The following is a 14,680-nucleotide window of genomic DNA, read 5'->3' as shown; positions in this document are numbered from 1 at the left end:
GTGGTGGAAGTCTTTAGTTTTGTCGTTTTTAGGATATCTGTGATGTTGAAACCCTCTCCGTATGGCTGGATTTCCCAGTACTTTCTCGGATTCTTTTTTGCGTATGGCGTGTATCTGCCATTTTGGTCATTGTGGTTTAAAGAGCAGGGCGTTTCTCCGACAGACATCGGTCTATTAGTCGGGTTGGGCTTAGCGACACGTTGTGTGGCGAATATGGTCATTACGCCACGTTTACATAAGGTTGAACACATCATGCCAGCGCTACGCTGGTTAAGTTTTGCTGCCCTTATTTTTGTTGGCTTCCACTTTTTCACCGGCGGCAACTTCTGGTTAATGGCACTCGCCACTGTCTTGTTTAACTTGTGTTGTGGTCCTGTGGTGCCTTTATCTGATGCCATGGCAAACTACTATGCGCGTTTGAAGATGCTCGATTACGGTCGTACCCGCTTGTGGGGCTCTATTGCTTTTATTGCTGGCTCAACGGTGGTTGGGTATTTAGTGGCAGAATTTGGCTCTGATATGATTCTCTATACGGCAATGGCCGGGGTATTCATCTCGCTATTGTTTGTTATGCGTAATACCAACCCAATGCCTGTGACCCGCGGTGACCAGCATGCTGAACGTCCGAAGCTATCAGCACTACTTACTGATAAACCTGTGGTCAAGTTTCTTGTGCTGGTGGCGTTAATACAAGGTAGTCATGCGGCGTACTATGGTTTTAGTGCCATTCACTGGAAAGCTGCAGGTCATTCTGAAGATGTGATTGGTTACTTGTGGAGCTTAGGTGTGGCAGCTGAAGTTGCCGTGTTTGCTCTGAGTAAGCGTCTATTCGCTGGCTGGTCTTTGCGCACTCTGTTTGTGATTGCTGCCGGTGGTGTGATGCTGCGTTGGGGCATGACAGCCACGACGACTTCTATATTCGCATTAGTGGTCGTGCAAATGCTTCACGGTGTGACGTTTGCGATGGCACACATTGCCGCAATTCAATACATCCAGAACTCAGCAGAGAACAAGATGGTGGCATTGCAGGCGTTGTACAATGCGATTCCACTTGGTGCGTTTATCGCACTAATGACGGTGATCAGTGGTTGGGGTTACGAGCACTGGGGGGCGAGTATCTTCTGGTTGATGGCTGCGATGGGTTTTGTTGCGTTGTTCATCAAAGTTGAGCCTCAAAATGATGAAAGTAATGTGGTAGACCTATCAGCCAATGCACCTGAAGCACAGAATTAAGCTTCTGTGACAGAGATTAAAAACTAACCTTTGTCTCTGTTGTGAAAGCAGTGTTAAATGAAACCTCTCCCTTATGGAGAGGTTTTTTTATTCTCTTGCTTTAAAAACGGCAAGAAAGGCAAGAAAGGATATCGAATGCAAGGATGGCTAGTGATTCCCGTTTCTTTGGCGTATTTGGGAATCCTGTTTTTAATCGCTTGGTATGGTGACAAACAAAAGAGATGGTTAGCGCGTTGGCGACCATGGATCTACAGTTTGTCGATTGCGGTCTACTGTACGTCGTGGACCTTCTACGGCACGGTTGGACAGGCGAGCAATAATCCTTGGTCCTTCTTACCCATCTACATTGCGCCGATAATCGTGTTTACCATCGGCTGGCGCGTTCTCGCTCGGCTTATACTGATTGCCAAGCGTGAGCACATCACCTCAATCGCTGACTTCATTGCTGCCCGCTATGGTAAATCGCAAGGTTTGGCGGTGGCTGTTACCTTAATTGCCGTGGCGGGTATTCTGCCGTATATCGCTTTGCAGCTGCGTGGCATCACCATGGGATTAGAAATCATTGCGCCAGATTTGGCTTCTGATCTCAGTTATCAAAACTACAGTGTGTCTTGGTTTGTGGTGGGGGCGATGGCGATCTTCACCATGCTGTTTGGTACGCGCCATATCGATAACACCGAACACCACCGCGGCATGATGATGGCGATTGCGTTTGAATCTGTGCTCAAGCTGGTGGCGTTCTTGGTGGTGGGCGTGTTTATTGTTTGGCTCGCGATGGATACCGAGAGCTTCCATCTCGCTGATATCGCATCTGAAACCTATGAGTCGCCAAATATTCCGACTTTGTTGATTCATACCATTCTGACCATGTTGGCGATTGTCTGTTTGCCACGTCAGTTTCATACCATGGTGGTTGAGAATGAACGCGCGCAAGACCTACATGTTGCCCGTTGGCTATTCCCACTGTATCTGATTCTGATGGGCATCTTTGTTTTGCCGATCGCGTGGGTAGGACAAAGCCTGTTGAGTGGCAGTCCTGCTGATACCTACGTGATAAGTGTGCCGATGGCGGTGGGTGCAAATGACATTGCGTTGCTGGCTTTCTTGGGTGGTACTTCGGCGGCAAGTGGTATGGTTATCGTCTCGACCATTGCCTTAGCAATCATGGTATCGAACGATTTGGTGATGCCGCTGATTCTGCGCCGGATGAAGTTATCAAAACGCAATCATCACCACTTTTCTACGTTGCTGTTACGTATACGTCGTGGGCTTATTCTGCTTCTTTTGATTGGCGCATGGGGCTTTTATCAGGCTTTAGATAGTATTCACTCACTCTCCGCAATAGGGTTTCTCTCGTTTGCAGCGATTACCCAGTTTGCTCCATCTTTGATTGGCGGCATGTACTGGCGTCAGGGCAACAAAAAGGGCGTGTATGTTGGTTTGCTGGTGGGTTTCACAATTTGGTTGATTACTTTAATGAGCCAAACCGACATGCTAGCGGGCGATGCAACCAATAACTTACTAATTTGGCTTATCACACCACCTGATTTATTGGCAGGCTTTGGCATTGCCGTTTCTGATTGGGGCATGATCCTCAGCGTGGTGGCGAATACCGCATGTTTTGTCGCCGTATCGCTAGCCACGCGGCCAAGCATAAGTGAACGCCTACAATCGGCATCATTCGTTGGCACACCTTTGCCTGAGAGTGAAAATATCAGCTTGTACCAAAGCCGCGTCACGGTTAGTGAGCTAGAGATGCTAGCCTCTCGATTTGTCGGACGCACGCGAGTGAAATCTGCCTTCCAAACCTATTGGAGTCAGCAACGAGAAGAGCTACTTCCTAACCAACAAGCCCCCTCTACCTTGATTCGACATACTGAGCGCGTACTTGCCGGTGTGTTTGGTGCCTCTTCTGCTAAGTTAGTACTTACTTCTGCGTTGCAGGGCAGAAACATGCAACTTGAGGAGGTGGCGACTATTGTTGATGAAGCCTCTGAGCTGTACGATTTTAGCCGTGGTTTGCTGCAAGGGGCGATTGAACATATTGGACAAGGTATCGCGGTTGTCGACAAACAATTGAGGTTGGTGGCGTGGAACCAGCGTTACCTTGAGTTGTTTGTCTTCCCGCCGGGGTTGATTCAGGTCGGGCGTCCGATTGCTGAAGTCATTCGTCATAATGCTGAGCAGGGTCTGTGTGGTCCGGGTGACCCCGAAGATCACGTTCGTCGCCGTGTTTATCACCTTGAACAAGGCACGCGACATACCTCTTCCCGTGTGCGTCCAGATGGTCGCGTAATTGAAGTGCAAGGTAACCCAATGCCCGGTGGCGGTTTCGTTATGAGCTTTACCGATATCACCGTTTTCCGCGATGCGGAGCAAGCTCTGAAAGACGCTAATGAGACACTAGAAGAGCGCGTTCGTGCTCGTACTCGTGAGTTGGAACAATTGAACAAACAGCTGGTGGCAGCGACGCAACGTTCTGAGCATGAGTCACAGTCTAAGTCGCGCTTCTTAGCGGCGGTGAGCCATGACTTGATGCAGCCGCTGAACGCCGCACGTCTGTTTGCTTCTTCGTTGTCGGAAGTTGCCAAAGACAGTGAAACCCAAAAGCTGTCGACCCACATTGAGAGTGCATTAGGTGCAGCAGAAGATTTGATTGGTGATTTGCTGGATATTTCGCGTTTGGAATCGGGCAAGCTAGACGTCAATGTGCATGGCTTTGCGGTTAATGATGTATTGGCAAACTTGAATGCGGAATTCAGTGCGCTGGCGAAACAACAAGGTATTGAGTTCACCATGATCCCATCGTCTTTGATGGTGAAATCCGACCCGAAATTGCTGCGCCGTGTTGTGCAGAACTTCCTTACCAATGCGTTCCGTTATAGCCCGAATGGCAAAGTGGCGCTCGGTGTACGCCGCGTACAAGGGCGAGTGCGTATCGATGTATGGGATAACGGTATGGGGATCGAAGAGGAGAAGCAACAAGAGATCTTCGAAGAGTTTAATCGCGGTACTCAAGTTCGTTCTGATCAAGGTTTGGGGCTAGGCTTAGCCATCTCGAAAGGTATTGCTCAAGTGCTGGGGCATGAAATCTCGATGCGTTCTTGGTTTGGTAAAGGCAGTGTGTTCTCGATTACCTTAGATAAAGCAGAGAAGTTACATATTCCGGCGGTTAAAGCGGTGAAGAGTGCACAATCCGATTTAAGCCATATTCGTGTCCTATGTGTTGATAACGAGCCGGATATTCTGGTCGGAATGGAAAATTTACTCTCACGCTGGGGGTGTGATATTCGCATTGCGACTGACATCGTTGAGAGTCTGAAAGCTATCGAAGACGATTGGCTGCCAGATGTAATTTTCTCCGATTATCGTTTAGACAATGGTCGAACAGGATTAGAAGTGTTGCAGCAATGCCGCTTGCGTCTGGGTAACCGTTTTGAAGGGGTGATCATCAGTGCCGATCGAACCGATGACATGATGGAAGGCATTAAAGCCAATGGGTTTAGTTTTATCGCCAAACCTGTAAAACCTTTGAAACTACGTTCGGTGCTCAATCGAGTCGCCTAGAAAAAAAGACCTCCGATTGGAGGTCTTTTGCTTTAAGGGGGTGATCGGTCGGTGGCTTATTCTGCAACGCCGCCTTGAGTCAGTTTGGCTGGATCGAGCAATCTTTCTAATGTGGTACGATCTAAGTCCGTTTCTTCTTCCGCGACATCAATGATAGCGCGACCTTGTTTGTAGGCTTTCTTCGCTACTTCGGCTGCTTTTAGGTAGCCAATCACAGGGTTAAGTGCGGTGACCAGAATCGGGTTCTTCGCCAGTGCCACATCAAGGTTGTCTTGGCGCACTTCAAACGTCGCGATGGCTTTGTCTGCCAAAGCTACGGCGCTGTTCGACAGCAGTTCAATGCTTTCTAGTACATTGTGAGCAATCACTGGCAGCATCACGTTTAGCTGGAAGTTACCCGATTGACCGGCAACGGTAATGGTCGCGTCGTTACCAATCACTTGGGCAGACGCCATAGCAGCTGCTTCTGGAATCACTGGGTTCACTTTGCCTGGCATGATGGAAGAGCCCGGTTGCAAACCTTGCAGTTCGATTTCACCTAGGCCTGCGAGTGGACCTGAGTTCATCCAGCGAAGATCGTTTGAGATCTTCATGATCGCAACTGCTGCTGTTTTGAGCTGTCCCGATAGGGCAACGATCGCATCCTGACTGCTGAGATTGAAAAAGAAGTTTTTGCTTGAAGCAAACTCGATGCGCGTTGATTGCGCTAAGTTATCAGCAAAAAGATCGGCGAAGCGCGGATCGGCGTTGATCCCTGTGCCCACCGCTGTTCCACCTTGGGCTAACGCTTTCACTGCTGGCAGTGTTTGCTCAATGGCTTGCTTAGCATGCTCAATTTGGAACTGCCAGCCGCCAAGCTCTTGGGCGAAGGTAATTGGCATCGCATCCATGAGGTGCGTGCGACCTGTTTTCACCACATCTTTTAGTGCTTGCTGCTTAGTCTCTAGTGTTTCACTTAAGTGAGACAATGCAGGCAGTAGCTGTTTTTCAATCGCAATTGCAGAGCTGACTTGAATCGCTGTAGGCACTACGTCGTTACTGCTTTGACCCATGTTGACGTGATCATTTGGATTGACCGTTCCGCCTAGGTGCTCAGACGCTAATGTTGCAATCACTTCGTTGGCATTCATGTTTGAGCTGGTGCCCGAGCCGGTTTGGAATACATCGATAGGGAATTGGTCGAGGTGTTTACCATCAATGATTGCTTGCGCAGCATCGGCGATGGCATTGGCAATATCACCTTCTAGCAAGCCAAGTTGAGCATTGGTGAGCGCAGCGGTTTGTTTGATGTGCGCTAGTGCTTGGATAAAGCCAGTCGGCATAGTGTGCTTGCTAAAAGCAAAGTTATCGACAGCGCGTTGAGTTTGGGCTTGATACAAAGCGTTGGCTGGGACTTTGACTTCGCCCATGCTGTCTGCTTCGATACGGAATTCCGTGGTCATGGTAGGTTCCTTTTGTTTAATCGAGTGGCGTCTGTATCAGACGTAATTGTTGTTGTAATGAGAGAAATTTCACATCGCCATCCTCAAATTGGTAGTAGTAACGTTTGAGACAAAGTAGCGGAGTGTGAATGGAATCGAGGCAAACTCGGCGGAAGATGCGGCTACGAGCAGGGTTTTGAATGGCATCAAGTAGATGGAAGTAAACCTGACGCAAATACAGTTCGCACAGCAACAGGTTTTCGTGCTCTGCATCGTGATCGTAGATGGACGACAGCACCATGCCCCAATGGATGTAATCATGAATCACATCAGGTTCGAAGCCGCTTGGCGCATACACATGAAGGAATCGGTCTTGCGCTTTAAAAAAGGCGTTGTAGATGGCTTGGCTGCTGTCCATAGTTACCTCGATATTTAAGATAATGATAATTATTATCAATTAATTGTCGATTAGCAACCACAGCTTTTTTGAGGAAATAACACAACAAAAAAAGCCGATACTCGGACTCAGTATCGGCTGAAGTGGGAGAGCTCAATCCCTACAATTAAGCTCGGTATTCTTTCGCGAGATAAGGTCGGCTCAAATGCGTCTTCAAGCCTTATGGAGCAGGTAAGTTATTTGTCCGTAAACAAAGTCTCGTATTTCACAAATGCTGTTTGCGTTTCACCGTAGTAGAGTGTGCCTTCAGATTGAATCGCAACACGTAACCAACTCTCGGCTGATGCAGGCTTAGGCAAAGTGATGGTCCAGTTTTGTCCGGCTTGATCCGCTGGTGTCATGTCAATTGGCTGTGCGTTTTGCTCTTGGCTATCCACGACTGAAAGCTTCACCCCTTCCAGTGGATAAGCCGCATGTAAAGACAACTCTAGGCTATCTTGCGTCAGCTTTTCTGAGCGAAACTTCACTTTAAAGTCACCATTCTCCATATCACACAAGCCACTGGTATAACGGCAATTCGACTTACTGGCCAGTTTGTAGCTTTCCCCTTCTTTAGCGGCATGAGGCTTTTCACTCAGAGCCATGTCTGTACCGAAATAAGCGATCAAAGAAAGAATTGGGGCGATCAACAGAGCGATAATAAAGTGCTTGTTTTTGAACATGTTGGCTTCCTTGCTACAACTTCATAAGGTTAAATTAACCTAATCTAGCGAATAAAAAAGCCCCAAGCGGGGCTTTTGTGGTTTGCGTTATATTTTAGTGGTCTACCGCACCGCCAGCGCCTGCTGGTACACGTACGTGCTCGACTAGGTCTTTTACTTCTTGTGGTGTTTCTGCCGTTACTTTCGATACAGCGAATGCCACGATGAAGTTGAACACAGCGCCAATTGCACCAAATGCGTTTGGTTCGATGCCTAGGAACCAGTTCTGACCCCAGCTTTGTAGGTAAGTCCAGTCAGCAACAAATAGGATGCCTTTGTGCTGGAATACGTAGAATAGCGTGATACTGATACCTGCAATCATACCTGCGATTGCGCCTTCTTTGTTGATGCTCTTACTGAAGATACCCATCATCAACGCAGGGAAGATGGAGGATGCCGCCAGACCGAAGGCGAGCGCTACCGTACCGGCTGCAAACCCTGGCGGATTCAAGCCTAAGTAACCGGCGACTGCGATGGCGACTGCCATGGAGATTCGGCTCGCGAGCAGCTCTTTCTTCTCGGATATGTTCGGATTTATCACACCTTTGATTAAGTCATGAGATATTGCGGACGAAATCGCCAGTAGTAGACCTGCAGCCGTCGATAGTGCTGCCGCCAGACCACCTGCTGCGACAAGTGCGATAACCCAGTTAGGTAGCTTAGCAATCTCTGGGTTTGCTAGTACCATGATGTCACGGTCAACTTTCAGCTCATTGGTTGCTGGGTTTGATGTGTACTCAATCAGACCGTCGCCGTTCTTATCATCAAAGCCTAGTAGACCTGTTTTCTCCCAGTTCTTGAACCAGTCAGGACGCTCATCATAAGCAAGGTGCTGACCCGGAGCTGGGTTAACGGTATCCATTAGGTTTAGACGCGCCATAGCAGATACTGCAGGTGCTGTTGTGTAAAGGATAGCGATGAAAACTAGCGCCCAACCAGCTGATGTACGTGCATCACGAACCTTAGGTACGGTAAAGAAACGGATGATTACGTGTGGTAGACCTGCCGTACCGATCATCAATGACATGGTGTACACGAACATGTTTAGTGTGTCGCCACGAACTTGGGTGGTGTATTCACTGAAGCCGAGCTCGGTGACCACTTGGTCGAGCCTATCGAGTAGATAGACATCGGTGCCTTGGATGGTACTGCCTAAGCCGATCTGTGGTAGTGGGTTACCTGTTAGTTGCAGAGAGATAAAGATTGCAGGAATAGTGTAAGCAAGAATGAGTACGCAATATTGAGCAATCTGCGTGTAGGTAATGCCTTTCATGCCACCCATTACGGCGTACATGAATACGATACACATACCGATCAGTAGACCTGTTGAGTAATCCACTTCTAGGAAACGACCAAACGCCACGCCCACGCCTTTCATCTGACCGATAACGTAAGTCACCGATGCGATGATAAGACACACAACCGCTACGATACGCGCTGCGTTAGAGTAGAAGCGCTCACCTACGAATTCTGGCACAGTAAACTTACCGAACTTACGTAGGTATGGTGCAAGCAGAAGTGCCAGTAGTACGTAACCGCCTGTCCAGCCCATCAGGAATACCGAGCCGCCGTAACCCATGAAGGCAATCAAGCCTGCCATTGAGATGAACGATGCCGCTGACATCCAGTCTGCTGCGGTTGCCATGCCGTTAGCGATAGGGTTGACACCGCCGCCTGCTACATAGAATTCTTTGGTTGAGCCCGCACGAGCCCAAATCGCAATACCGATGTAGAGGACGAACGTCGCGCCAACCACCAGATAGGTAATAGTTTTCAAATCCATCTGAGTTACTCCTTACTCATCTACGCCGAATTCACGGTCGATTTGGCGCATTTTCCACGCGTAGTAGAAAATAATACCTAGGAAGGCATAGATGGAGCCTTGTTGAGCAAACCAGAATCCTAGTTTGTATCCACCTAATTGAAATTGATTAAGTACGTCGACAAATAAAATGCCGCAGCCGAAAGACACTACGAACCAGATGACCATTAGAGTAATCATGAGCTTCACGTTCTTGTCCCAGTAGGCTTTGGCTCTTTCTTCGCTTTCAAATGCCATTGCCGTCTCCTTACGATTGGTATTGTTGTTAAAAAAATGTTTCAACATGTACATTAGCAAGGTGTTGGCAAGAACTCTTTTCAACTTTAGTCGGGACGCCAAAAAGCAAAAACGCCCGTTTTTAGGGCGTTTGAGAGGAAGCAGGAATAAAAGTGTGATGTTAATTTGATGTTAAATTAGCCAAAGGTCTAAGAGTTTTATCAATTAACATAAAAATCTTTTATACCAAGTAGCAAATTATTCAATGCAACGGCAGCAAGGATAAGGCCCATCACGCGGCTGATGATGGCAGCACCCACGTTTCCAATCACTTTTTGAATTGTGTTTGCACCCAGCAACAAGAAGAGGGTGACCAGCAACACCGCCATCATGACACCAGCAGTCGTCGCCTGATCAACAAAAGAGTAACGGTTGTTGTCGGTGAGCATCACGATAGCCATCATGGCACCTGGTGATGCAATTGAGGGAATAGCGAGAGGGTAAACGGCTAAGTCAGCAAGATCGGAGTGGCTGACTTCTTCACCCAGTTTTTGTTCTTGTTCTGGCTTGCTTTCACCGAAGATCATCGATAGTGCAAACAGCAATAACACTAAACCACCAGCGGCTTGGAAGGCAGGTAATGGGATTTGCATCGCTTCCAGTAATAACTGACCGGCAATAAGAAAAAACAGCAACACACCCATCGAAATGGCGATGGCTTTTAACGCGACGAGACGACGCTGTTTTGCCGTGAGGTGTTGAGTTTGTGATAGATAAACGGGGACTGAACCAATCGGGTCAATGACGGCCCAGAGTACAACGAATTGAGTGACGAGAATACTTAGCAAAGTATGACCTCCCAGAGTTAGCGGTTTAACAGAGGGATGAAAAGGCTACATAGTGCAGCCTGTTTATTTTAACGTCTGTTGTTCTTTTTGCGTCATATAAATGTGAATTAGATATATTTACTAACACATTACTGCTCGGGTTCCATTTGCTGCAGTAGGATGACGGCTTGAGTGCGGTTCTTCACGCCCAGCTTGCGGAAAATTGCCGTCATGTGCGCTTTGATGGTGGCCTCTGAGACATTGAGCTCGTAAGCGATTTGTTTGTTGAGTAAGCCATCGGAAAGCATGCCCAACACTTTGTATTGCTGAGGGGTAAGAGCGGCAATTTTTTCTGCCAAGTCATTACAAGCTGCGTTATTGGTGATCAAGCCTTCCGGGAAGTATGGGTCACCATTGAGAACCTGGTTGAGGGCGTTGACCAGCTCACGCATGTCGCTGGATTTCGGAATAAAGCCGAATGCACCATGGCTTTTCACTTGCGTGACCACGCTTGGCTCTTCACTTGCAGAAACGACCACCACCGGAATATCTGGGTACTCGGCTCGAAGGTGAATCAACCCCGACATGCCATTCGCGCCTGGCATCTTTAGGTCCAATAACACCAAATCTGGCTCTTCTTCTTTTTCCAGCAACGCGAGTAGAGCATCTAGCGTATCCGCTTCAAGAAGGTTGGCCCCACTCACGGCCATGTGTACCGATTGGAACAAGGCATTGCGGAATAGGGGGTGATCATCTGCGATGATTATGGTGTAGGTCGAATCCATGACGTTAAACACTTTTGACTATTTCGTTAATGGAATTATTGTCCACCTTTAAGAATGTGGACAATGTTTATCCGCTAAAAGTCTGAACCAAATCGACTTTTATTAGAAAAATTGCATATAAACGCAAGTTTCTCGAATTTATTAAGACAATAAAAAACGCCAGTGAAAAATCACTGGCGTTTGAATGATTCACAATCAGAATCGGTTGATGTGCTTTAAGAAAGGTTCGGCTTGCATAAAACCAGTTAAACGAGCGTTTGAAACATGTTCGCCGTTAGCATCCCAGAACTCAATGGTTGGTAAACCAAGTACATTCATATGTTTAAGCAGCTCGATGTCTTGCACTTGGTTCTTGGTCACGTCCGCCTGCAGTAGAACGAAGTCTTGCAGCTTAGCTTCGACACTTGGGTCATGGAAGGTGTACTTCTCAAACTCTTTACATGCCACACACCAGTCAGCGTAGAAGTCGAGCATCACTGGTTTGCCTGCTTGTTTAGCTTGAGCAAGTGCTGCCTCAAGCTCTGCCACGTTAGTAATGCGAGTAAAGCTCACCGTTGCTTGCTGAGCTTGCGTTGTCGTGTTGTCACCAAACCAGAAGTTCAACGCCGGTTGAGCAGAAGCAAACAGACCTAGTACTGCGATGATGCCTACTGTGCTTTGCTTCCAACCGCCAAACTCTAGGCTGTTTTTGATGTGGTATAGCCAACCAAAAGCCGCGATACCTAGTGCTGACCATAGTGCGGTTGCCCACACCTCTGGCATGATGCGCTCAAGTAGGAAGATAGGCGCAGCCAGCAGAACAAAGCCGAATAGGGTCTTAACGCGATCCATCCAACCACCTGCTTTTGGCAGAAGTTTGTTGCCGAATACAGCAACAAGAATCAGTGGAATGCCCATACCCATCGCCAGTGCGTAAAGTGCGATACCACCGGTGAGTAAGTCACCACTTTGTGCCACGTAAAGTAGTGCGCCGGACAGAGGTGCCGTGGTACATGGTGAACACACCAAACCTGAAATCGCGCCCATGGCGAACACGCCTGCGCTGCTACCACCTTGTTGTTTGTTGCTGAGGTTGTTTAACCACGTTTGCACGCCGCTTGGCAATTGCAGGTTATAAACGCCAAACATAGATAGTGCCAGCGCCACGAATAACACACTCAAACCAATCAACACATAAGGGTGTTGCATCGCTGCTTGGAACTGCATGCCCGCAGAGGCCACCACAAGACCGAGTAGGGTGTAAGTCAGCGCCATGCCTTGCACATAAACAAACGACAAGCCTAGTGCGCGGCGTTGGCTTAGTTTTCCACTACCAAGCACGATACTGGTCAGGATTGGGTACATCGGCAGTACACATGGTGTAAACGCCAAGCCCACACCAAGCGCCAAGAACAGAAGTGGCGTCCACCAGTTATCAGCTAGGTTTGCGGCAAGGCTATCTTGCTGTGTTACTGGAGCCGATGATGTGTCGCTAGACGTAGATGATTGCGCCGCTGGTGGCGTTACCGTTGGTGCTTGCTCTGCTTTTGGTGCAGTCGTCGACGTGGTTGAGCCTGAGTTCGATGAAGTAAACGCACTGATAGGAATCACGCGAGTTTCTGGTGGGTAACAGAAGCCTGCTTTGGCACAGCCTTGGTACTGCACCACGACGCGAGCGCCGTCTTGCCAGTTATGCATTGGCACGTTAACAAACAGTGGTTGAGTGTAGATATGCACGTCACCAAAGAACTCATCTTTATGCGGTGTGCCTTCCTCCATTTGTAAGTCGCCTAACGCGACATTTTCGCCTGCTATCGACAAGCGTTCTTGATACAGGTAGTAGCCTTCACGTACCTGCCAATCGAGCATCAGCTTGCCGTCTTGTTGGTAGTAGTTGAACGGGAAAGCCTGATCGACAGGCACAAAAGAATCGTTGCTGCTGCCAAAGGCATTGTTTTGGTCGTTACCAAACTGGTCGTTACCAAACAAGGCCATGGATGGCGCAGAAAAAGTAATAAGCCCTAAGAGTAAGACGGAGAGTAATGCACGCATAAAAGGTTCAATTCATCTTAGATAATTGCCGTTAGTGTAACTCAATCAGACCTGCTGGCTAGCCAATAAGTTTCATGGAAGTGAAGATTTGTTAAGCAAAAACGTGAGTCTCAGGCAATAAAAAAGGGAGCCGAAGCTCCCCGAGTAAGACTCTGTTTCTACTAGATCAGTAGACCACCGAATGCGAAGCCAAGTGCTACCGCTGAAGCGATAGTTGCTACACCTGGTACGAAGAACGGGTGGTTGAATACGTACTTACCGATGCGAGTCGAGCCCGTGTCGTCCATCTCAACCGCAGCAAGTAGTGTTGGGTAAGTTGGTAGTACGAATAGCGCACTTACTGCTGCGAAAGACGCAACCGCGGTAAGTGGTGCTACACCGATTGCTAGTGCTGCTGGCATCAGCGCAACAGTCGTTGCACCTTGCGAGTAAAGCAGCATTGAAGCGAAGAATAGAACAAGTGCTAGCATCCATGGGTAGTCAGACAGTAGCGCACCAGCCACTTCTTTGATGCCGTCAACGTGCGCGTTAACGAATGTAGAACCTAGCCATGCCACACCAAGAACACACACACACGCTGTCATACCAGAGCGGAATGTTGCCGCTGCTGGGATTTTACCAGCGTCGATTTTACAGCTCATTACGATAGCCGCTGCGGCTGCTAGCATTACTGTCATGATTGCTTCGTTACGACCAAGCGCTGGGTTCTCGATAAGACCGACAGAGCCGGAAATTGCCGCGGCGTAACACACTACGAATGCGATCGCGCCAAGGAAGATGAACGTTGCTTTCTTCGCTGTTGGTAGGATCTCACGTTTAGATTCTGTGCTTAGCTTGATTAGGCCGTTCTCTAGACGATGTTGGTATTCAGGATCGTCTTTTAGTTCACAGCCCATGAAGTTCGCAACAAATGCACCGATCATACAAGCGATGAAGGTTGTTGGGATACATACCGCTAGTAGCGTTAGGTAGTCTACGCCGAACGGGTGAAGCATTGCCGCGAAAGCCACCACTGCCGCTGAGATTGGCGATGCTGTGATAGCGATTTGCGATGCCACTACCGCGATAGACAGTGGACGAGAAGGACGAACGCCTTGACCTTTCGCTACTTCTGCAATTACAGGTAGGGTAGAGAATGCCGTATGACCAGTACCCGCCATCAGTGTCATTAGGAATGTCACGATAGGCGCGTAGAAAGTGATGCGTTCGGGATGCTTACGTAAAAAGTCTTCTGCAACCTGTACCATCCAGTCCAAACCACCTGCGACTTGCATTGCTGCGATAGCGGTGATTACAGACATGATGATCAGGATTACGTCGACAGGTATGTAAGCTTGGCTTGTTGGAACGCCCAGGATGAGAGACAACGCAATTACCCCGGCACCACCAGCAAAACCAATGCCGATACCACCAATTCTCGCCCCCAAATAAATGAAGAGCAGAACCACGAATAGTTCGACCATTACCATATTGATACCTCTTTTAGTTTTTTATTGATTCTGATTTTTTGAACACTCAGGAACAGGAGTAAATGTTCAGAGAATCAGAACCTGTTCGGCTTACGGTAATAAAAAGCTTAATAAAAGTGTGGTTAACCGTATAAAAGCCTAAAAAAGGGCC

At 48.2% G+C, this 14,680-nt stretch carries 11 protein-coding genes; 2 read left to right on the top strand and 9 right to left on the bottom strand.

Features of this window, described 5'->3' with window-relative positions:
• Positions 1-42 precede the first annotated feature (42 nt).
• Positions 43-1,233, top strand: a complete 1,191-nt coding sequence (locus KIV41_RS22635) for a 3-phenylpropionate MFS transporter (protein WP_010444143.1) — start codon at positions 43-45, stop codon at positions 1,231-1,233.
• 135 nt (positions 1,234-1,368) lie between these two features.
• Positions 1,369-4,800, top strand: a complete 3,432-nt coding sequence (locus tag KIV41_RS22630; RefSeq protein WP_285337726.1) for a PAS domain-containing hybrid sensor histidine kinase/response regulator — start codon at positions 1,369-1,371, stop codon at positions 4,798-4,800.
• A gap of 56 nt (positions 4,801-4,856) precedes the next feature.
• On the opposite strand, the gene KIV41_RS22625 is transcribed toward KIV41_RS22630, so the two are convergent.
• The 9 genes from KIV41_RS22625 to KIV41_RS22585 all read right to left on the bottom strand — a co-directional run bounded on the left by KIV41_RS22625 (position 4,857) and on the right by KIV41_RS22585 (position 14,529).
• A complete protein-coding gene (locus KIV41_RS22625) occupies positions 4,857-6,242 on the bottom strand; it encodes a lyase family protein (protein WP_252041297.1) in 1,386 nt (461 codons plus the stop codon).
• 16 nt (positions 6,243-6,258) lie between these two features.
• Positions 6,259-6,639: a hypothetical protein gene (locus KIV41_RS22620; RefSeq protein WP_252041295.1), complete on the bottom strand. Its 381-nt coding sequence runs from the start codon at positions 6,637-6,639 to the stop codon at positions 6,259-6,261.
• Positions 6,640-6,854: 215 nt separating this feature from the next.
• Positions 6,855-7,340 carry a hypothetical protein gene (locus KIV41_RS22615; protein ID WP_038896825.1) on the bottom strand — a complete coding sequence of 162 codons (486 nt, stop codon included), beginning with the start codon at positions 7,338-7,340 and terminating at the stop codon, positions 6,855-6,857.
• Positions 7,341-7,434: 94 nt separating this feature from the next.
• Complete coding sequence (locus KIV41_RS22610; protein WP_005448271.1) at positions 7,435-9,162, bottom strand: sodium:solute symporter family protein; 1,728 nt, start codon at positions 9,160-9,162, stop codon at positions 7,435-7,437.
• A 12-nt stretch (positions 9,163-9,174) separates the two neighbouring features.
• Positions 9,175-9,438, bottom strand: coding sequence for a DUF4212 domain-containing protein (locus KIV41_RS22605; RefSeq protein WP_005448273.1), 264 nt, complete (start codon positions 9,436-9,438; stop codon positions 9,175-9,177).
• A 200-nt stretch (positions 9,439-9,638) separates the two neighbouring features.
• Positions 9,639-10,265, bottom strand: coding sequence for a MarC family protein (locus KIV41_RS22600; protein WP_171358952.1), 627 nt, complete (start codon positions 10,263-10,265; stop codon positions 9,639-9,641).
• 128 nt (positions 10,266-10,393) lie between these two features.
• Complete coding sequence (locus KIV41_RS22595) at positions 10,394-11,029, bottom strand: response regulator transcription factor (RefSeq protein WP_010444135.1); 636 nt, start codon at positions 11,027-11,029, stop codon at positions 10,394-10,396.
• Positions 11,030-11,224: 195 nt separating this feature from the next.
• Positions 11,225-13,060: a protein-disulfide reductase DsbD gene (locus KIV41_RS22590; RefSeq protein WP_285337725.1), complete on the bottom strand. Its 1,836-nt coding sequence runs from the start codon at positions 13,058-13,060 to the stop codon at positions 11,225-11,227.
• A 161-nt stretch (positions 13,061-13,221) separates the two neighbouring features.
• Positions 13,222-14,529, bottom strand: coding sequence for an anaerobic C4-dicarboxylate transporter (locus KIV41_RS22585; protein ID WP_010444131.1), 1,308 nt, complete (start codon positions 14,527-14,529; stop codon positions 13,222-13,224).
• Positions 14,530-14,680 lie beyond the last annotated feature (151 nt).

The sequence above is a fragment of the Vibrio sp. D401a genome (assembly GCF_030248515.1).
Lineage (GTDB): Bacteria > Pseudomonadota > Gammaproteobacteria > Enterobacterales > Vibrionaceae > Vibrio > Vibrio rotiferianus.
Note: the sequence above shows the minus strand (reverse complement) of the source record. Positions and strands in the feature narration are given on the sequence as shown.

Coding starts and splice junctions, on each gene's coding strand:
- KIV41_RS22635 (WP_010444143.1), top strand. CDS start 43: ATGTTGAAACCCTCTCCGTATGGCTGGATTTCCCAGTACTTTCTCGGA.
- KIV41_RS22630 (WP_285337726.1), top strand. CDS start 1,369: ATGCAAGGATGGCTAGTGATTCCCGTTTCTTTGGCGTATTTGGGAATC.
- KIV41_RS22625 (WP_252041297.1), bottom strand. CDS start 6,242: ATGACCACGGAATTCCGTATCGAAGCAGACAGCATGGGCGAAGTCAAA.
- KIV41_RS22620 (WP_252041295.1), bottom strand. CDS start 6,639: ATGGACAGCAGCCAAGCCATCTACAACGCCTTTTTTAAAGCGCAAGAC.
- KIV41_RS22615 (WP_038896825.1), bottom strand. CDS start 7,340: ATGTTCAAAAACAAGCACTTTATTATCGCTCTGTTGATCGCCCCAATT.
- KIV41_RS22610 (WP_005448271.1), bottom strand. CDS start 9,162: ATGGATTTGAAAACTATTACCTATCTGGTGGTTGGCGCGACGTTCGTC.
- KIV41_RS22605 (WP_005448273.1), bottom strand. CDS start 9,438: ATGGCATTTGAAAGCGAAGAAAGAGCCAAAGCCTACTGGGACAAGAAC.
- KIV41_RS22595 (WP_010444135.1), bottom strand. CDS start 11,029: ATGGATTCGACCTACACCATAATCATCGCAGATGATCACCCCCTATTC.
- KIV41_RS22590 (WP_285337725.1), bottom strand. CDS start 13,060: ATGCGTGCATTACTCTCCGTCTTACTCTTAGGGCTTATTACTTTTTCT.
- KIV41_RS22585 (WP_010444131.1), bottom strand. CDS start 14,529: ATGGTAATGGTCGAACTATTCGTGGTTCTGCTCTTCATTTATTTGGGG.